Origin of the sequence: Picrophilus oshimae DSM 9789, from assembly GCF_900176435.1 — an archaeon.
Taxonomy (GTDB): Archaea; Thermoplasmatota; Thermoplasmata; order Thermoplasmatales; family Thermoplasmataceae; genus Picrophilus; species Picrophilus oshimae.
The window spans coordinates 514,732-533,139 of record NZ_FWYE01000001.1 but is presented as its reverse complement, the minus strand read 5'-3'; the positions used below and the strand labels follow the sequence as shown (position 1 = coordinate 533,139).

At 38.6% G+C, this 18,408-nt stretch carries 17 protein-coding genes; 7 read left to right on the top strand and 10 right to left on the bottom strand.

Features of this window, described 5'->3' with window-relative positions:
• Positions 1–34: 34 nt before the first annotated feature.
• A complete protein-coding gene (locus B8780_RS02890; RefSeq protein ID WP_011177218.1) occupies positions 35–2,233 on the top strand; it encodes an elongation factor EF-2 in 2,199 nt (732 codons plus the stop codon).
• A 33-nt stretch (positions 2,234–2,266) separates the two neighbouring features.
• The gene (locus tag B8780_RS02885) at positions 2,267–3,253 is read left to right on the top strand and encodes a pyridoxal-phosphate dependent enzyme (protein ID WP_084272584.1); all 987 of its coding nucleotides are present in this window, start codon (positions 2,267–2,269) and stop codon (positions 3,251–3,253) included.
• Here the strand turns inward: B8780_RS02885 and B8780_RS02880 are convergent.
• The 4 genes from B8780_RS02880 to B8780_RS02865 form a co-directional block, all read right to left on the bottom strand.
• Positions 3,247–3,663 carry an OsmC family protein gene (locus B8780_RS02880; protein ID WP_011177220.1) on the bottom strand — a complete coding sequence of 139 codons (417 nt, stop codon included), beginning with the start codon at positions 3,661–3,663 and terminating at the stop codon, positions 3,247–3,249. The two genes, B8780_RS02885 and B8780_RS02880, sit on opposite strands and share 7 nt — an antisense overlap.
• Positions 3,664–3,692: 29 nt before the next feature.
• Positions 3,693–4,268, bottom strand: a complete 576-nt coding sequence (locus B8780_RS02875) for an ArsR/SmtB family transcription factor (protein WP_084272583.1) — start codon at positions 4,266–4,268, stop codon at positions 3,693–3,695.
• A gap of 15 nt (positions 4,269–4,283) precedes the next feature.
• On the bottom strand, positions 4,284–4,820 hold the full coding sequence (hsp20, locus tag B8780_RS02870) for an archaeal heat shock protein Hsp20 (protein ID WP_011177222.1): 537 nt from the start codon (positions 4,818–4,820) through the stop codon (positions 4,284–4,286).
• A gap of 155 nt (positions 4,821–4,975) precedes the next feature.
• On the bottom strand, positions 4,976–5,494 hold the full coding sequence (locus B8780_RS02865) for a deoxycytidylate deaminase (protein ID WP_011177223.1): 519 nt from the start codon (positions 5,492–5,494) through the stop codon (positions 4,976–4,978).
• Positions 5,495–5,666: 172 nt separating this feature from the next.
• Between B8780_RS02865 and alaS the strand changes: the two genes are divergently transcribed.
• The gene (gene alaS, locus B8780_RS02860; protein WP_084272582.1) at positions 5,667–8,279 is read left to right on the top strand and encodes an alanine--tRNA ligase; all 2,613 of its coding nucleotides are present in this window, start codon (positions 5,667–5,669) and stop codon (positions 8,277–8,279) included.
• On the top strand, positions 8,276–9,916 hold the full coding sequence (locus B8780_RS02855) for a zinc metalloprotease (RefSeq protein ID WP_084272581.1): 1,641 nt from the start codon (positions 8,276–8,278) through the stop codon (positions 9,914–9,916). The genes alaS and B8780_RS02855 overlap by 4 nt, the downstream gene beginning before the upstream one ends.
• On the opposite strand, the gene B8780_RS02850 is transcribed toward B8780_RS02855, so the two are convergent.
• The gene (locus B8780_RS02850) at positions 9,913–10,734 is read right to left on the bottom strand and encodes an isoaspartyl peptidase/L-asparaginase (protein ID WP_084272580.1); all 822 of its coding nucleotides are present in this window, start codon (positions 10,732–10,734) and stop codon (positions 9,913–9,915) included. The two genes, B8780_RS02855 and B8780_RS02850, sit on opposite strands and share 4 nt — an antisense overlap.
• A gap of 26 nt (positions 10,735–10,760) precedes the next feature.
• Positions 10,761–11,828 carry an isocitrate/isopropylmalate family dehydrogenase gene (locus tag B8780_RS02845; protein WP_153274201.1) on the bottom strand — a complete coding sequence of 356 codons (1,068 nt, stop codon included), beginning with the start codon at positions 11,826–11,828 and terminating at the stop codon, positions 10,761–10,763.
• A gap of 87 nt (positions 11,829–11,915) precedes the next feature.
• Here B8780_RS02845 and B8780_RS02840 point away from each other — a divergent pair, with 87 nt between their 5' ends.
• Complete coding sequence (locus tag B8780_RS02840; RefSeq protein ID WP_084272578.1) at positions 11,916–13,283, top strand: aspartate ammonia-lyase; 1,368 nt, start codon at positions 11,916–11,918, stop codon at positions 13,281–13,283.
• Between the two features lie 2 nt (positions 13,284–13,285).
• Here the strand turns inward: B8780_RS02840 and B8780_RS02835 are convergent, their stop codons facing one another.
• Positions 13,286–13,816, bottom strand: coding sequence for an Lrp/AsnC family transcriptional regulator (locus B8780_RS02835; RefSeq protein WP_011177229.1), 531 nt, complete (start codon positions 13,814–13,816; stop codon positions 13,286–13,288).
• 201 nt (positions 13,817–14,017) lie between these two features.
• On the opposite strand from B8780_RS02835, the gene B8780_RS02830 reads away from it, so the two are divergent.
• A complete protein-coding gene (locus B8780_RS02830; RefSeq protein WP_236719359.1) occupies positions 14,018–15,220 on the top strand; it encodes a tRNA (N(6)-L-threonylcarbamoyladenosine(37)-C(2))-methylthiotransferase in 1,203 nt (400 codons plus the stop codon).
• Here the strand turns inward: B8780_RS02830 and dph2 are convergent.
• Genes dph2 through B8780_RS02815 form a run of 3 tightly spaced genes read right to left on the bottom strand, consistent with a single transcriptional unit; the run spans position 15,217 to position 18,025 of the window.
• On the bottom strand, positions 15,217–16,185 hold the full coding sequence (dph2, locus tag B8780_RS02825; RefSeq protein ID WP_011177231.1) for a diphthamide biosynthesis enzyme Dph2: 969 nt from the start codon (positions 16,183–16,185) through the stop codon (positions 15,217–15,219). The two genes, B8780_RS02830 and dph2, sit on opposite strands and share 4 nt — an antisense overlap.
• Before the next feature lie 51 nt (positions 16,186–16,236).
• A complete protein-coding gene (locus B8780_RS02820) occupies positions 16,237–17,232 on the bottom strand; it encodes an NAD(P)/FAD-dependent oxidoreductase (protein WP_011177232.1) in 996 nt (331 codons plus the stop codon).
• 58 nt (positions 17,233–17,290) lie between these two features.
• A complete protein-coding gene (locus tag B8780_RS02815; RefSeq protein ID WP_084272576.1) occupies positions 17,291–18,025 on the bottom strand; it encodes an MBL fold metallo-hydrolase in 735 nt (244 codons plus the stop codon).
• 120 nt (positions 18,026–18,145) lie between these two features.
• Between B8780_RS02815 and B8780_RS02810 the strand changes: the two genes are divergently transcribed.
• Complete coding sequence (locus B8780_RS02810) at positions 18,146–18,364, top strand: transcriptional regulator (RefSeq protein ID WP_011177234.1); 219 nt, start codon at positions 18,146–18,148, stop codon at positions 18,362–18,364.
• Positions 18,365–18,408 lie beyond the last annotated feature (44 nt).

Sequence of the window (18,408 nt, the reverse complement as noted above, 5' to 3'; positions counted from 1 at the left end):
ATAGGTGTTTTATAACTTGTAAAGGTGTTATAGTATGGGTCGAAAAGAGGATAATATTGCCAAGGCAATGAAGTTAATTGAGATACCGGAGAGGATCAGGAACATTGATATAGCTGCACACATAGACCATGGAAAAACAACCTTAAGTGATAACCTAATAGCTGGCGCAGGCATGATGAGTGAGGATCTCGCCGGAAAGCAGCTCCTGCTTGATTACGATGAACAGGAGCAGGCACGTGGTATTACAATAAATGCCGCAAATGCATCAATGGTTCACGAGGTTGATGGAAAGGAGTACCTGATAAATCTTATAGATACTCCAGGCCACGTTGATTTCGGCGGTGACGTTACAAGGGCCATGAGGGCCGTTGATGGAACAATAATCGTTGTCGATTCTGTTGAGGGTGTAATGCCACAGACAGAGACCGTTGTAAGGCAGGCCCTTAAGGAGAAGGTAAAACCAGTGCTGTTCATAAACAAGGTTGATCGTTTAATAAATGAGCTAAAGTTAAACGCAGAGGAGATGCAGAAAAGATTTGTAAAGATCATAACCGATGTGAACAGGTTAATAACAAAGTATGCACCGCCGGAGTTCTCAAAGCAGTGGCAGGTAAATGTGCAGGCTGGAACTGTTGCCTTTGGATCTGCATACAATAACTGGGCATTATCTGTTCCGGCAATGAACATATTTAAGATATCATTTAAGGAGATATACGATTACGTTAGCACCGGCAGGCAGAAGGAGCTTGCAAAGAAGGCACCGCTGCACAAGGTTGTCCTTGATATGGTTATAAAGAATCTGCCCAACCCAAGGGAGGCACAGAAGTACAGGATACCGCAGATATGGAAGGGTGATCTTGACAGTGAAATAGGAAAGGCCATGCTAAGCTGCGATGACAACGGTCCTGTAAGCATGATGGTAACAAAGATAATAATAGATCCACATGCCGGTGAAATAGCCGTTGGAAGGTTATTCTCTGGAATAATAAGGAAGGGCAGCGAGCTCTATGTCTCAGGTGCCGGAAAAACAAAGGTTCAGGTCCTTTCAATGATGGTTGGCCCTGACAGGATACCAATAGATGAGATAGCTGCAGGAAACATCGTTGCAATAATAGGATTAAAGGGTGCAATAGCAGGTTCAACAGTATCATCATTGAGCGACATGGAGCCGTTCGAGCCAATGACGCATTACACAGATCCTGTTGTTACGCTTGCCATAGAGGCAAAGCATACCGCAGATCTTCCAAAGTTAATAGATGTTTTGAGAACGATATCAAAGGCGGATCCATCAATACAGGTAGATATAAACCAGGAAACCGGTGAGCATTTAATATCCGGTATGGGAGAGCTGCATCTCGAGGTGACAATATACAGAATAAAGAATGATTACAAGGTTGACGTTGTAACATCCGAACCGCTCGTTGTATACCGTGAAACAGTTGATAAAAAGGGCGGCCCGTTTGAGGGCAAATCACCAAACAAGCATAACAGATTCTACTTCCAGGTTGAGCCACTGCCAGAGAATGTTGTCTCGGCAATACTCGATGGAAAGATACCCGAGGGCTCAAAATTCAAGGATAAAAAGGCCGTAATGGCAAACCTTGAGGAGGCAGGTCTTACACATGACGAGGCCAGGGGGCTTGTTTGCATCTATGGAACAAACGTTATGCTTGACATGACAAAGGGAATACAGTACCTTGACGAGACCATGGAGCTGCTAATAGAATCCTTCAACGAGGCCATGGATAAGGGACCGCTGGCAAATGAAAAGGTCTATGGTTTAAAGGTAAGCCTGATGGATGCAAAGCTCCATGAGGATAGCATACACAGGGGGCCTGCACAGGTTATACCTGCAGGAAGAAACTCAATATACGGTGCAATGTGCGAGGCCGGTCGTGTTCTCCTGGAACCAATGCAGAAGGTCTTTATAAGCGTTCCACAGGAGATCATGGGCTCTGTTACAAACGAGCTGCAGCAGAGGCGTGGTGTTGTAGAGGATATGCAGCAGAACGGCGAGGAGATAACAATCATAGCAAAGGTACCTGTGGCCGGAATGATAGGTTTTGCATCTGCAATAAGAAGCGCAACCGGTGGAAAGGTCATATGGAACTCTGAGAATGCAGGATACCAGAGGGTGCCATACGAAATGCAGAAGGATGTCGTTGCAAAGATCAGGGAGAGAAAGGGACTTAAGCCAGAGCCGTACAACGAGGAATACTACGCATCCCTTTAAATATATTAATATTTAATAATTTATTTTACATTTATGAAGATAAGATGCATATCCTGCGGAAGGGATAGAAAGGGAAATGAATTATTTTGTGAATGTGGTTCTCCATTTGAGATTATTCCAGATTTTAAATATTATGATGATATAAATAGAAATTTTCCATATATAAAGAGGTTCATAAGCCTTGGCGAGGTGGAAACCCCTGTAATAAAGAAGCATAATTTTTCAATGAAGCTTGATTATTTCTCGCCAACGTTCTCATACAAGGATCGTGGTTCAAGGACTTTAATATCGTATGTTAATGATCTTAAAATAAATGAGATAAATGAGGATTCTTCAGGTAATGCCGGTGCATCAATTGCCGGCTATGGTGCTGCCGCCGGAATTAAGGTAAAAATTTTTGTTCCTGAGAATGCAAGCGCCGCAAAATTAAGTCAGATTATGAGCTATGGTGCACAGGTAATAAAAATAAAAGGTTCAAGGGATGATGTTCAGAGGGCCGCCCAGGCATCCGATGGTTTCTATGCAAGCCATATACTTAGGCCGGAGTTCAGGGATGGCATAAGAACGCTGGCATACGAAATATTTAATCAGGGCATGCCGGATCATATATATGTGCCTGTATCTGCAGGAACCCTGTTGCTCGGCCTTTATTCAGGATTGAAGCACCTTTATGAATCATCTGAAATAAAAACCATGCCAAAGATCATAGGTGTCCAGCCCGAAAATATATCACCGGTATGCTCAAGGCTTAACAACATTAAATATGACCCTGATAATAATTTAACGTCCATAGCCGATGCTCTTGTATCAAAAAGACCCGTGCTTATTGAAAGGATGCTTGAGGCACTTTATAAATGCATATCTGTATCCGAGGACGAAATAAAAATAGCAAGGGATGAGCTTGCGGCGTCAGGCATATACGTTGAGTACAGCTCGGCAACGGTTTACGCGGCCTACAAAAAGGTGAGACTTGATAATTCAATGCTGATACTCACAGGAAATGGATTAAAAAATCAGTGATAATCAATATTATTTATCGTGTAATAGTATGAAACATCAACGCCGCCGCGCTTTGCCATTATTGATACAGAGCAGTACTTTTCCAGAGATAGTTCTATTGCCTTTCTTGCGCTTTCAGGATCGATGTCACCCTCAAATATATAATGTATTACAGCGTATCTTAGTATTCTTGGATGCTCGTCCCTTTTTTCACCCTCGATCTCGCATCTGTAATTTTTGACGTTTTGCCTCATCTTTTTTAATATATTTAAAACGTCATCGCTTGTGCATGAACCCATGGCAAGCATTAACAGCTCTGTTGGTGAATGATGCGAATCATTATTAATTATTGAATTCTTTATGCTAACAGGACTTTTCTCATCATCACTGATAAAGCCGGTATCAGGATCAAATTTAAATGATACCTTCATAAAACGTTATAATAAATTAATATAATATTTTATCCAATGTTTTTGAATTCGTTTATTAGTTTACGTACCATGGCCTCTGGCAGGCCGTAATATGATGCCGTTACTTTTGCATCCATTGTTTCGATGTATGTATTTATAATGTTTCTGTGAAACTCACCCATCATCGATGATTTTTCCTTTAATGACTTTATAATGCTGTCCTTTACAGAGACAAGGGCCGCCCTTTTTTTATCCATTTCATTTATTTCATTGTTTACGCTTTTAAGCTCAGAGAGCATTTCATCAACAGTTTTTTTGTCACCTGCTATTTCGGTTAGTTCCATTCTTTTTATTCCCATGAAGCTTCTGGAGTAATCTATTATTATTGTTGAGAATCCGCCTGGTTCATAGACCTTTCTTGCAGGGCCTATTCTTGATTGCATGTTAACCGGTGATATTATTCCCATTGATTCTAGTATATCAATCTGCTTATTCACCGCCTGCGATGATATACGCATCTGCCTGCTTATGTTTAACGCATAGGAGCTCGCATCACAGAGAGATTTTAATATATCCCTTCTTGTTTTATTTGAAAAAATTGATAAAAAGTCCCAGTCATCGTACATAAAAATCAAAAAAATTTAATCTATTTTAACTGATCTGCCAGTTCCCTCTGATTTCTTCTTCTGAACCGTAACATCAAGGATGCCATTTGTAAATTTGGCAGTGACCTTGTTTGAATCAACCTCGCTGTCAAAGTTTACATTCTTATAGTATTTCCTTGCACCCTTGTCAACTGATAGCGTCATGTTGTTATCGCTTACGGTTAATGATATATCCTCCTTGTTGACACCGGGCAGCTCAAATGTGACGTAGATGTTGTTTTTATCCTCATTTATATCGGTTAATGGTTCCCTGTAACCCTCGCGCTCCTCGTAGAGTGATCTCCTCCCGGGCACGTTGCCAAACTCCTGGAATACTGGCTTCCCATCCGGCCCTATCTTGTATGAGAAGCCGTATACATATGGCCCTGAGATCTTTATCTTGTCAGGATCCTTCATCACGGATTCCCAGAACCTTGCAATCTCATTGTTGATCCTTCTCATGTCAAGGCCGAACTCCTCATAGAGTTCTCTGAATATCTCATCCCAGTCATCCTCATCCCTTCTTGTAACCATACATCTCACCTCCAGTTATCAACCATTGGTTGACAACTACTTAATCATAATTAAGTATATAAAATTTACTATTTAATAAAATATAATATAAAAATCAATATATTAAAATAAGATGCAATACGAAAAATTTTAATAAACAATTGGATGATTAAAAATCAATCCTCTCCTGATTTATGTATATAGTATTCTCCTATAATATTCTCGACTTCAGAATCTGGAAGCTCAAATCTTCTTACCTTTATATCACTTTCAAGCAACATGAGTTTTGCAAGATCGTCAGGATAACCCTCTGAATATATAATCTCGTCAATATATGCATTCATTAACATCTTTGAGCATACAACACATGGATGCGTTGTTACATAGATCTTTGCACCTTTTATACTTACACCATTAACTGCGGCCTGTATTATTGCATTCTGCTCGGCATGAAGACCGCGGCACAGTTCATGTCTTTCACCTGACTGAATGCCAAGCTCATCGCGTATGCATCCAACCAAATCACAATTTACAGCATGTGTTGGCGGGCCATTATAGCCGGTGGCCAGCACCTGGTTATCCTTCACGATGACGGCCCCAACCTTGCGTCTTGTGCAGTTCGATCTTGAGGCTGCAAGGTAGGCCATCCTCATGAAGTACTCGTCCCATGTTGGCCTCTTGTAGATACCTTCCATATTTATAAGAGAAATAACAGATTAATAAAGATATCTAAAGGTGATGCTGCACATATGATTTATATAATAGATAAAATTCTGATTTATTTTATATTATAATTTTATTAAATTCTTTTAATGATATGATATAAAGTTTAATAATATTTATTATGATAAAATACATTACAAGTTAATGGAATTTGACCTTGAATTCTTTAGGGAGAACAATTTTGTAAGAAAACAGTGCAGGGTATGCTCCTCATACTTCTGGACGCTGGATGATAAAAGAAGCACATGCGGTGATCCGGCATGTAATGGTTATTCCTTTATAAATAAATCCCCGGTTTACAAAAAATACAATGTGGATGAGATGAGAGATGAATTCATAAAATTTTTCGAGAACGATTCACTTCCGCATAAATTTGTTGAACCGTATCCTGTTGTGCCAAGGTGGAGGGACGACGTCTTACTTGTAAATGCATCAATATATGATTTTCAGCCTCAGGTAACATCGGGTCTTGCAAAACCGCCCGGAAATCCAATTGTAATGTCACAGCCAAGCATAAGGATGCTGGACATAGACCTTGTTGGGAAAACCGGCAGGCATCTAACAAGCTTTGAAATGCTATGCCATGATTCATTTAATTATGATGATAATTATATTTACTGGAAGGATGAAACCGTAAGATACTCTTTTAGGTTCCTTACAGAGAGATTAAGGGTTGATCCATTATTAATAACATATAAGGAGAAGCCATGGTTCGGTGGTGGAAACGCAGGCAATGCCCTTGAGGTCTTTGTTATGGGCCTTGAGGTTGCAACACTTGTTTTTATGGATCTTAAGGAGGATAAGAACGGCGATATAGAGCTAGAGGGCACAAGGTATTCAAGGATGCCATTGAGGGTCGTTGATACCGGCTATGGACTGGAAAGGCTTGTGTGGCTTTCAACAGGAACGCCAACGGTCTATGAGTCAATATATAAAAGATCGCTTGACTATATAATAAAAAATTCAAATGCTGAGTATGTTTCACCAGAGATTATGGCCAGAATCTCGGAGATAGCCGCAGAGATAGATCCGTACAGCGATGAGCTGGTCCTATCAAGGATAAATAAAACCGGGGACAAAAAATTTATGGAAATGCTTGATAACATAAGAAGCGCCTATGGGCTCGTTGACCATGCAAGGACGCTGCTTTTAATGTTTTCAGATTATGTTATACCATCAAATGTTAAGGTCGGATATCTTGCAAGGATGCTCCTAAGGAGATCGTTTAGATTCATGGAGAAGATAAAATTCAATGGCAGCATAAACGATATTTTCGATGCTGTATATGATGAATTTAATAAGATAATAAAAAATTACGATAAAGACTTTATAAACAACATTATAAAAATAGAGACTGAAAAATACAAAGAGATGCTCAGATCCGCACCGGAGATAATAAGAAAACACATAAATAAAAACACAATAAGCAATGAAAACATTGCAAAAATATACGATACATATGGAATACCACTGGAAATTATATCAAAGGTCTTTAAGGATTTAACAAACAAAGAACTGGATGTTCCAGAAAACTTCCAGGAGTATCTTGTAAAACTTCATGAAAATGTAAAAAAACCGGAGAAAACTGTTAAGGATTATCCGGATATAAACACAAGACCTTTATATTACAATGACACGGGCATAATGGAGTTTACAGGCATAGTTATGTACTCAAATGGCAATGAGATAATACTTAACCAAACAGCCTTTTACCCCGAGGGTGGTGGCCAGCCGGCTGATCACGGGTACTTTTTATACAATGGTAAGAAGATAGAGGTTCTTGATGTGCAAAAATATGGTAATTCCATAGTTCATATAATAAATGGAAGCATCCCGGAGCATTCAAGAATAAAGGGCTTCGTGGATAAGGAAAGAAGAACGCAGTTAATGATACATCACTCTGCAACACACCTCCTGCTTGGCATATGCAGGGCATACTTCGGCGAGCACGTATGGCAGAACAGTGTAAAAAAGGATATAGATGAATCCAGGCTTGACATAACACATTATAAAAAAATCACTGAGGATGATATAAAAAACATAGAGAATATGTGCCTTGATGCGATCATGGCATCAAAGAATATACATGTAAAAAACATAGAATGGAACCGGGCAATATCTGAGTACGGCTTCAGGCTGTTTGAGGGTGGGTTTCCGTTATCAGATACTATAAGGGTTGTTACAATAGATGATATAGATTCTGAGGGCTGTGGCGGCACACATTTAAAGAACACAAAGGATATTTTAATGCTAAAGATTGTTTCAACGGAAACAGTTCAGGAAGGAATACAAAGGATTGTATTCACCGCAGGACCCGCAGCGTTAAGATACTCACAGAAGCTTTACAGCATTATAAATGATGAGCAGGAATATTTAAAGGTTCCGCCTGAAAAAATACCGGAGCAGTCGATTAAGCTTGTAAGGGAGAACATAGAGAATAAAAAGATGATTAACAGCCTGGAAAGGGAGCTTGCAGAGATTTACATAAAAAACGCATTAAGGATTGATGATGAAAGCTTTTACATAAAATCAAATGAAATATTATCAAGGATCATATTAAAATACACAGGGGCGCGTAATGGCAGGTTTATAATAAATACAGGCTCAAGAATATACATATCATCATCATACAACGATGCCGATGTAATTGCCTCAATGCTGTCAAATAATTACAGCGGTTCAAAAAGGGTTGCAATATGTGATTGTAATGCAAATGAAAACTTAATAAAGGAGATTTTAGTAAAGATAAAAAGATGATATTTCAGGAGACAAATGAGATCATAAATAAATATTATAAATATTATAAATATGAGGAAAACGAATATTCATGCGTCTTCTATATAAATGATCCCGGCAGTGATGATGATTTTATAAAAATGCTTGAATCACTGAACGGGATTGGTTATACAGCATTTACAAATGATGATCCAATGAGCATAGTTGTAATAAGAAATTCGAGCACAAAATCAATACTTTTAAAATTAATAATGTTTATGGTAACATTAATAAGTATTGCTGCAACAGGCATTATATATTACTCATATTATTATAATATTCACAATATTTATGATCTTTACGGCATCATCCTGTTTTCACTGCCGTTACTGTCGATATTATTTATAAGAGAGCTTTCAAAATATATAATTTTAAAAAGGATGAATATAAAATATGAAATGCCAATTTTTGTGCCTGCACCTGGTTTTGGTACCCTTGGCATGGTAAATTCAAATAAAAGACAGTTTTCAACATATAAAGTATCAATATATGCCGGGTCTGCATCAATATTTTCCGGATTCTTTGCATCCATGATTTTTATTATAATAGGTAACGCCATTGGCGGATCACAGATGGCCGAGATTATATATTCTCCATTGAAATCGCTTAATTTTCCTGAAATATATTACCTTGGCCTTAACAGAATTCTGCCTCAGGATGTTATGCCGTATCCTGTTGCATTTGCTGGCTGGTCTGGGCTAATAACAACGGCCATAAATGCCCTGCCAGTGGGCTATCTTGATGGTGGTTTAATATTCTCATCAATAATAAATAAAAGATTTAAATATGTTTCATATGCATTTCTCGGAATTCTTGGCATAATAGGGATAATATATTATTATTACATGTTTATTTTAATAGCAATAATAATAGTCACGGGGCTTAAACCGGTAACATTGAATAATATAGTCATACCGAAGGCATCTGTGAAGGCTCTTGCCATAGGCGCAATAATAATCATAGTCATGGGCTTTGTGCCTGTTCCCTATCATGATTATAACAATGTATCAATACATGTTTATCAGAATGATTATGTTGTTACACCTGCCAGGCCCGAAAACGTATCCATAAAGGTAATTATTAGCAACAATGGCCCATCACTTATAAGACCGGAATTCTCGGTATCTCCAGATGTAAAATACCATGTTTTATCAAATAAAAGCTGTCTTGAACCCGGGCATTCCGGCATATTTATAATAGAGATACATAAAAAATTCAGGCCCGGGATTTATAAATACAGTATATATGTTTACACAGGTGCCCAGAAGCTGACGGATGGAATAAATATATACAGCCTCATGGCAAATTCAGGCATCCTGTTTAATAATATGACGAATCCATATTACGGTGTTTCAAGCAAAAACTTCACCCTGAACATTTACAATACATTTGACCAGAGCATAAATGTTACGATATTAATATTCTCAACAGGCAACGTTTATTACCATACAGGAAACATAACAATAGACATGGGTAAAAGCTATGCAATGAAAAATGTAATAATAAATTCAGGCTCAAGCTTTAAAATGGACATAACATCAAATGGCCATGCAAGGATATGGATAGTAATAATATACAAGAATTACAGCGGTGCAATGGCAACAATAAATCTGAACTAGAATTCAAGGGCAGCATAGCTCATATCTGTATTGGAATATGCAAAGTACTCTTCGTTTGATACGGCTATCACACCAGCATGGTACCTGAACCTTGATATATTTTTCATTACTATTTTGCTTAAGCTTTCCCTTCCAATTTCGTTGTATATCGATATACACAGCATGTTTTTTATGATTTCCTCGCCAACGCCGGTTGCAACCACGGCACCGTTTTCACCGCAGAATATGCCGGCACCAGGAACCGGTGAGTCACCAACACGGCCCCTCAGCATTGGCGGTGCACCGCCAGTGGAAACTGCTGCAGCAAATTCACCATTTACCCTGGCAACCGCGCCGACGGTATCAACAAATTTTGATATGTCAACTGTTTCCATCATTTTATTATATGAATCAATTTTCCTGCTTAGGATCATTGATATGTCATTTTCCCTTCTTTTTGCTGCCCTTTCCGTTGATGGATCGTATTTCTCGAAGCCAAGCAGGTGCGCAAACTTTTCGGCACCATCACCGGCCATTATAAGATGCGGTGATCTCTCCATAACTGCCCTGGCAACAAGCACAGGATTCTTCACATTTTCTATGGCCATGACTGAACCAAAGCCCTTTGATGTCATGACAGCAGCGTCCATCTGTATTGAGCCGTCAAGCCTCATGCATGAGCCCGTTCCTGCATTAAAGCACGGATCGTTTTCCATAAGCACAACGGCATTGCATACAGAATCAAGAGCACTGCCTGATTTTGATTTAACCGCGTATTCCATTAATTTCTGTTCAACGCCTGTTGAGCCTGCACCACCATGGAGCATTATCACATTCATGGTAAACATATGTTTAGTCTTTATAATTATCTTTTCATTCTCTTTACAATGGCATCGATAAAATCCGAGCATTTTAAACCATTGTTTAAATTTAATGACGCTGGAAGAATACCATCTGAATAAACGGAGTTTAATGCGTTTCTTAATATTAACGCGGCATCATTAAAGTTCAATCTGCGCAGCATCATGGATGATGCAAGTAAAAACGATGTTGGATCGGCAAGATCATAACCCTCCTCGGTGAATGACGGCCTGCTCTGTGATTCAAATAATGATATGAAATCGCCAAGTATTGCACCAAAAAATGTTCTTGCGCTTATTATTTTTATTATTAATGATGAGAGCCTCGAATCAGGAATAAATATATTGAATCTGCTTTCTGATGTCATCTCATCGTACAAATTGTACAAATTTTCTATTTCAACAGGCATCTCCATTTTGTTAAGTGTGTTATAAACCCATAGTGGTGCATGGCTTCCCGTGTAATCATCAGCTACCAGTGTTCTTTTTATACCATATAATGATGAGATCTCGGCGATCTTCGACGCTATTTTAATAATCCTGTACCTGCTTGTACCCTTTAGGAATATATCGCTGTCACCGCCTATTGAAATATTGAAGCTCTGCTGAAGGTACTGCCTTAGCATATCCGAGTCCTCGGAATCGTATGAAAAGTGATATACCTCATCAATGGACGGTGAGAAGATAAAGATCTCCTTTCCTTCAGATAGCCCTGGCAGGCCGGTTATGCATTTCACGTCTGTGTATAGATTCAATATTCTCTTTATATTTATGTTTATATCATGGCCGTTTATGTTTGAGCTCAGCGGGCCTTTCATTACAAAAACTGTCTTTCTTATATCCTCTATTGATTCCCTTGGCAGGTACTTGCCATATTTTTCGTATGCTTCTCTACCAATGTATATCTTCTTCCATTCTATTGATTTTGATCCTGAATATGCAATTTCAATTGCAGAGTTAACAGCATTTATCATGGCCCTTGTCAGTTCTGTACCCTCACCGTCTCCCTCTATGTAACCTATCGTAACATCATCAGGTATGATTAAATGATTGCCATCCAGTTTTATGTACACGATTCATTATCATAAGTATGTTATAAATACTTATGCAGATTTATTTTCACAGATAAATTCTTTTATAATAGAAATAAATTAATAAACATGAGAACAGAGCACGATGTTATAGGCAGTGTTGAGCTTGATGATTCTGTTTACTATGGCATAAATACATACAGGGCCATGAACAATTTTAAAATATCAGGAATAAAGGAGGATGATGACCATATAAAGGCAATAGCAATGGTCAAGAAGGCAGCTGCCTATGGAAACCATAGAGCCGGGAAGCTTAACGATGAGCTTTACAGTGCAATAGACCAGGCGTGTGACCTGGTTATATCAGGAAAATACAATGACCAGTTTGTTATAGATGTTTACCAGGCAGGTGCAGGAACCTCATTTAACATGAACGCAAACGAGGTTATTGCCAACATAGCACTGGAAAGGCTTGGCCATAAAAAGGGCGATTATAAGATAATACATCCAAATGACACTGTAAATATGAGCCAGTCAACAAATGATATATACCCAACAATGATGCGCGTTGCAATAATGATAAAGGCTCCTGACCTTCTGGAATCAATGAACCAGCTGATAATGTCTCTTAACAGGAAGGGCGAGGAATTCTCAAAGATATACAAAACAGGAAGAACACACCTGCAGGACGCCGTTCGTGTTACACTTGGCGATGAGTTCCGTGCCTGGGCCTATGCCCTTGCAAAGGATATGAAGGAAATAAAAAATGCACTGGATTACATATTAGAATTAAACATAGGCGGAACGGCTGTTGGAAACGGCGCCAATACACCTGATGGATACAGGGATTACGCCGTTGAGGCACTTTCAAATATGTTAAAGGTGAACTTTAGAACCTCTGGAAACATGATGGGTGTTATGCAGTTTATGACTGATTTTTCCAGGTTCATGAACTCTCTTGCGAACACTGCAATAGACCTTGGCAAGATCTCTGACGATTTAAGGCTTTTATACTCGGGACCTGGAGCCGGAATCCGTGAGATACTGTTGCCGGCAGTGCAGCAGGGGTCATCAATAATGCCTGGAAAGATAAATCCATCAATACCGGAGGCAATGAACATGATATGCAATTCTATACTTGGTGCCCAGCAGGCGGTAAACATGTCGGCAAAGGCAGGGCAGCTTGAATTAAACGTCTTTATGCCAAATATAGATTATGAGATAACAAGATCAATAACAATACTTAAAAATGGCATGGACATGCTCAGGGAAAGGGCCATAGATGGTATAAAACCAGATTTAAAGCACTGCAGGCTGCATCTACAGAACAGCTTTGGATCTGCCGCATTGCTTAATCCATACCTTGGCTATGATACCGTTGCTGCAATAGTTGAAAGGGCCCTTGAAACCGGCGAGAATATCAGGGATCTTGTCCTGCAAACAGGAAAAATAACTGAGGAGCAGTACGATAAAATATTCTCGTTCATGAATGAATAATTTTATATACCGACCCATGGGTCCTTTTTATATACCTTTGAAACCACCATGGTTTCAAATTTTATTATACCCTGTGTCCTTGCAAGGTTGTCCTCAAAGTCCTGGACTGCCTCGAGATTAAGGAAGAGCCCCTGCAGCAGGAGCTGGTTCTGGCCACGTCTTCTGTAAAGAGATATAATATCAGGGTTCTCCGCTATCTTTGATGCTATTTCATCTATTCTTTCGGCGTCGGTATCGACCCTTATGCATACTTTAATACTGTTTTCTATGGTATGCAAATCCACAAGGGCCGAGAAACCTGTTATTATCTTCTTTCTTACAAGCTCATTTATCCTTCTTCTAACCGTTGCCTCGCTTGTATTTAGCATCTTTGCAATCTCCGCATTAGACATCCTTGCGTTATATCTCAGGAAGCACATTATATCACGGTCAAGCTCGTCAAATGGTAGTATTGATTGGTCTATCTTGCTCCATCTTAGCGTTAGGTCACATTCATATTTTTTTAGGTAATTTTCATTATTATTATCTGCCATAATATGATATTTTAAGACAATATTTAGAGTTTTCTATTAATCATTAAAATGATGCTTTTATGAAATGATAAATTATGAATATTTTATATGATTTCCTTTTATAAATTTTTAATATAAATATATATGGAAATACTTATAATAAATTTATTTTTATTAACTGCATTCAGTAACATTAATAACGATATAAAACATATTAAAAGCATGAAGGTTTACTTTGAATCTTATGGCTGTACCCTTGAAAAATCAGAGGCTGCCCTTTACGTTAATAAGATGTTGCAGGATGGTGGCGAACTTGTTGATGACCCTGAAAGGGCCGATGTAAGCGTTATAGGAACCTGCGTTGTTATAAAGCATACAGAAGACCATATGCTTAAAAGGATAGGTGAGCTGTCAAAAAAATCAAGGAACGTGCTTGTTCTTGGATGCCTGGCAACAGTAAACGGAAACACACTTGAATCAGAAAATATTAGGGTGATAAAGCCAAGGGAATTCAGAAGCTTTTACACAGGAACACTTGATGATGTTAAAATAAAGGAGCCATCGATACTTGATGGAATTCCAATAAACCAGGGATGCACCGGCCATTGCAACTTCTGCATATCACATATATCAAGGGGGAAGCTTTTATCAAGAAGCCCGGAGAAGATAGTTGGCCAGGTAAGGATGCAAATCGAATCAGGAATAAGGGAGATCAGGATAACATCGCTGGATACGGCCGCCTATGGAAAGGATATAAATACAGATCTTGCGGATTTAATAAATAGTATAACAAGACTTGACGTGGATTTTATGCTAAGGGTTGGCATGATGGAGCCCAGGAACACATATGATATACTGGAGAAATTAATAGATGCCTATAAAAATGATAAGGTCTTTAAATTCCTGCATCTGCCTGTTCAGAGCGGGGACAACAGAATTCTTGATTCCATGAACAGGGAATATAAGATAGAGGAAGCCGGGCATGTGATAAAAAGATTCAAAGAGGAATTCCCGGACATGGTGTTTTCCACAGATATAATAGCTGGATATTATACAGAGAACAGCGAGAGCATGGAGAACACTTACAAATTCATAGATACCTACATGCCAGATATAATAAACATAACAAGGTTTTCACCAAGGCCATACACGCCGGATTTTTCAAGGAAGACGATGCCATCGAACATTACAAAGGAATTCTCAAAGAAAATCATGGAAATGCATAAAGAATACATGGATGAAAAGCTTTCCAGATACCATGGAAGGATATTAAAAGTTATTGTAACAGAAAGAACCGAAAATGCATACCTTGCAAGGGATGTCAACTACAGGCCGGTTATAATAAAAGGCGATGTAAAATTATATGATAGATTAAATGTTGAGATCGTTGATCATGGGGATACATATTTAATAGGAAAAATTTAATCAACGGAAACTATTTCGTCCATTATATATTTATTTGATCTTTTTATAAAGAGCGATTTGAATTCCTGCGGTGTCAATACAGGAACGCTAAATTTTTCCTCATCATCCAGTGAAACCCTTGGACAGCCGGTGAAAACAACAGCATCGCACCTAAGATTTTCTATATCGTACGGATTAACGTTATCCGCTGTAACAAGTATTGCATCCTTGCCAAGTGATAATAATTCCCTGTATATATGCTCTGCAAGCCTTCTTCTGTACTGGCCTATCTTTGTATCCATCAAAACGCAGAATTTCCTTGCGTCAAGGGCCCTGGATATTCTCAAATACCTCCTTCTTATAAATAGATCGACATCATTTTTTATGTTTTTTATTCTTCTCTCATTTAAATCAAGAAGGTAAACATCCTTGTCAGATGCCAGCTGTGCACCAATTGCATGGAACATGCCGGTACTCACAACAAGAAATGCATCAACATCAAGGGCAGAGCTGTGCACAGCACTGAAATTGCAGCCGAGCACCTGCCCCGGGTATTTCATCCTTTTATCAGTTTTACCTATAACCGTTTTTATGCCAAGCCTTTTTAATATATCAGAAACGTAAAGCATCTCATCGTAATACTGTATCGATGATAGCAGACCAATGGTATTATACTTTTTAAGATCGTAAAATATCGATTCATCAAGTTCTATAACATCATTTCTGTATTCAATGAAGATCACGGGCTTTGGGTACTTTATATTTGGTATCTCTGAGTGGCCGAACTGAACTATGCAGTCAACATTATCGTATATTTCCCTGTTGCCTATATCACAGGCACCATAGAAGCCCTGGGAGCTTATAATAACGTTAAAATCCTTTGAAAACATATTAAAAAGCCTGAAGGCGGATGGTTTTAAACCATCAGGTATCTGCAATAGTATCCTCTTTGCATTCATTGCCTTCAGCTGTTCAATAACATCCATGGAAAAGCATTGTTATTAATTATAAATAAATTTATAAATTGAAAAGGTTTTTTATATCTTTAGGTTTGAGCTGTGGCCACCAAAGAATGATGCCTGTGGATTTATGTACTTTTTTATATAGTTTATTGCCTGGTATGCCTGCGCACCGCCTATTGCTATTAGTGGGTTTGCCGGCTCACCCTCGACACTTGCAACGTCTCCGGCAGCATAGATTCCTGGTATGTTTGTCTCCAGTTTACTGTTAACAAGAACGCCTCTCTTGTTTGGGCTTAACTGCAGCGGCAGTGATTTGTATATATTTGCCCTTCCAACATGGCCTATGGCAACAACCAGTGCATCAAGGCCAAGCTCAGATATATCATTTGTCAGCTCATTTTTTATCTTTATGCTCTCAAGCTTTGAGCCACCATCTATTGAGATAACAGAGCTGTTTACTATAAATGTTATCTTTTCATTCTTCCTTGCAAGGTCTATTGTCTTTTCTGCGGCCTTGAAGTTCTCACTATGATGTATTATATAAACGTGCCTTGCCGTGTTTGCAAGCTCTGTTGCGTAATCAAGGGCCGAGTCACCACCGCCGACAACGGCAACTGTTAAATCCCTGAACTTCTCTGTGTCCTTTACTGTGTATGTTAAACCTTTATTGAAAAACCTATCCTCGCCCTCGCAGCCTATCTTCCTTGGCGTGAAATCACCTATGCCCGTGCATAAGAGAACGGCCCTGGCATTGTATTTATATACGCCATTGACCTCTATTTTAAATATGTCATTTTCCTTTATAATGTCCGTGACCTTGCTGTTCAATTCTATTCTATTATTGAATGTTTTTGCCTGCTCGTACATTTGATCCCTTAGCTTTATTGCATTTATCTTCGGTATTCCCTGGACATCATATACAGGCTTCTCCGGATAAAGCTCAGGTATCTGACCACCAACATAATCAAGTGCCTCAAGCGTTATGCTCTTTATATCCCTTAAGCCTGCGAGAAACGTCGCAAAAAGGCCGGTGGGCCCGGCACCTATAATGACAAGATCATAATCTTCCATGCGTATGTATATAAATGATGTTAATAAATATTAATAGGTAAACAATAATTTTATTCCATTAAAAATTGTAAAGGGAGCTCCCATGATACTGGGATGCGCATTCTATTGACTTAAATCTTGCATTCCTGTTTTTTAGATAGTTATAAACGGTTTTGTATGCAAGCTCTGGTGTGTTGTTTTTCTCGCTGAGATGCGTTAAAAGGATGTATGAATTATTATTTGAAAGGTATATTGCCTCGGCGCTCTGCTCGTTTGAAAGGTGCCCGTACCTGCCCTTTATCCTTGCCTTTAAATGCTCCGGATATGGCCCGGAGGCAAGCATCTCCGGATCGTGATTTGCCTCCAGGGCTATTAAATTCGAATTCTTTATTTCGTCTATTAATGAATCGCCAACAAATCCAAGATCTGATACAACAGAGATCTTGATGTTTTTATTCTTTATTATATAGCCTACCGGGTCAACGGCATCGTGGCTTATGCTCACAGCATTTATAAAAAAGTTGCCTATTGCGACCTCGTCGTTTATTTTATATCCATTGATTCCAAGTGATTCAAGGGTTGCGGCCCTTGAATAAACATCGGCGTATTTTGACATGGCCCTGGCATTCCTTGAGTGATCACCGTGCTCATGGGTTATAAAAAGTGATCTGTTTCCAGGTATTGAAAATTTATTTTCTATAATTTTATACCTTTTTAAAGATATGCCAAAATCAATTATTATTGCATCGTATTCGTCCCATATAACTGTTGAATTGCCCCTGCTGCCTGATGCTATGTTCAGAAAGTTTAGCATGCATACATAAGTATTTATTCAATTATATTTTTTGTTGATAATTCTTTTATTTTATAATTAATATTTTTTTAAACTAAAAATATTTATATATTCTTTTTAAATACTGATTTAGGTGAATACATGGCAGATGAACTGTCACTCAATGCCAAAAAGGTATACGATGCAATGAAAAAACTGGGTGCAAATTCAGAAGAAAAATTAAAGACGGCAGATGATATAATGAAGGCTGCCGGTGTTGGCAAGGGTATTGTAACATCAGCACTTCAGGAACTTGCAAACAAGGGATATGTCAAGAGAGTGGCAAGGCAGAAGAGTGCCGGTTACTATACATTGAAATAACTCTTTATTTAATATTTTTTCACCTTTTGGTTAAACAATAATTA

What these genes read in the sequence shown, in the direction of transcription:
- B8780_RS02890 (WP_011177218.1), top strand. Translation starts at nt 35, where the DNA reads ATGGGTCGAAAAGAGGATAATATTGCCAAGGCAATGAAGTTAATTGAG.
- B8780_RS02885 (WP_084272584.1), top strand. Translation starts at nt 2,267, where the DNA reads ATGAAGATAAGATGCATATCCTGCGGAAGGGATAGAAAGGGAAATGAA.
- B8780_RS02880 (WP_011177220.1), bottom strand. Translation starts at nt 3,663, where the DNA reads ATGAAGGTATCATTTAAATTTGATCCTGATACCGGCTTTATCAGTGAT.
- B8780_RS02875 (WP_084272583.1), bottom strand. Translation starts at nt 4,268, where the DNA reads ATGTACGATGACTGGGACTTTTTATCAATTTTTTCAAATAAAACAAGA.
- hsp20 (WP_011177222.1), bottom strand. Translation starts at nt 4,820, where the DNA reads ATGGTTACAAGAAGGGATGAGGATGACTGGGATGAGATATTCAGAGAA.
- B8780_RS02865 (WP_011177223.1), bottom strand. Translation starts at nt 5,494, where the DNA reads ATGGAAGGTATCTACAAGAGGCCAACATGGGACGAGTACTTCATGAGG.
- alaS (WP_084272582.1), top strand. Translation starts at nt 5,667, where the DNA reads ATGGAATTTGACCTTGAATTCTTTAGGGAGAACAATTTTGTAAGAAAA.
- B8780_RS02855 (WP_084272581.1), top strand. Translation starts at nt 8,276, where the DNA reads ATGATATTTCAGGAGACAAATGAGATCATAAATAAATATTATAAATAT.
- B8780_RS02850 (WP_084272580.1), bottom strand. Translation starts at nt 10,734, where the DNA reads ATGAATGTGATAATGCTCCATGGTGGTGCAGGCTCAACAGGCGTTGAA.
- B8780_RS02840 (WP_084272578.1), top strand. Translation starts at nt 11,916, where the DNA reads ATGAGAACAGAGCACGATGTTATAGGCAGTGTTGAGCTTGATGATTCT.
- B8780_RS02835 (WP_011177229.1), bottom strand. Translation starts at nt 13,816, where the DNA reads ATGGCAGATAATAATAATGAAAATTACCTAAAAAAATATGAATGTGAC.
- B8780_RS02830 (WP_236719359.1), top strand. Translation starts at nt 14,018, where the DNA reads ATGAAGGTTTACTTTGAATCTTATGGCTGTACCCTTGAAAAATCAGAG.
- dph2 (WP_011177231.1), bottom strand. Translation starts at nt 16,185, where the DNA reads ATGGATGTTATTGAACAGCTGAAGGCAATGAATGCAAAGAGGATACTA.
- B8780_RS02820 (WP_011177232.1), bottom strand. Translation starts at nt 17,232, where the DNA reads ATGGAAGATTATGATCTTGTCATTATAGGTGCCGGGCCCACCGGCCTT.
- B8780_RS02815 (WP_084272576.1), bottom strand. Translation starts at nt 18,025, where the DNA reads ATGCTAAACTTTCTGAACATAGCATCAGGCAGCAGGGGCAATTCAACA.
- B8780_RS02810 (WP_011177234.1), top strand. Translation starts at nt 18,146, where the DNA reads ATGGCAGATGAACTGTCACTCAATGCCAAAAAGGTATACGATGCAATG.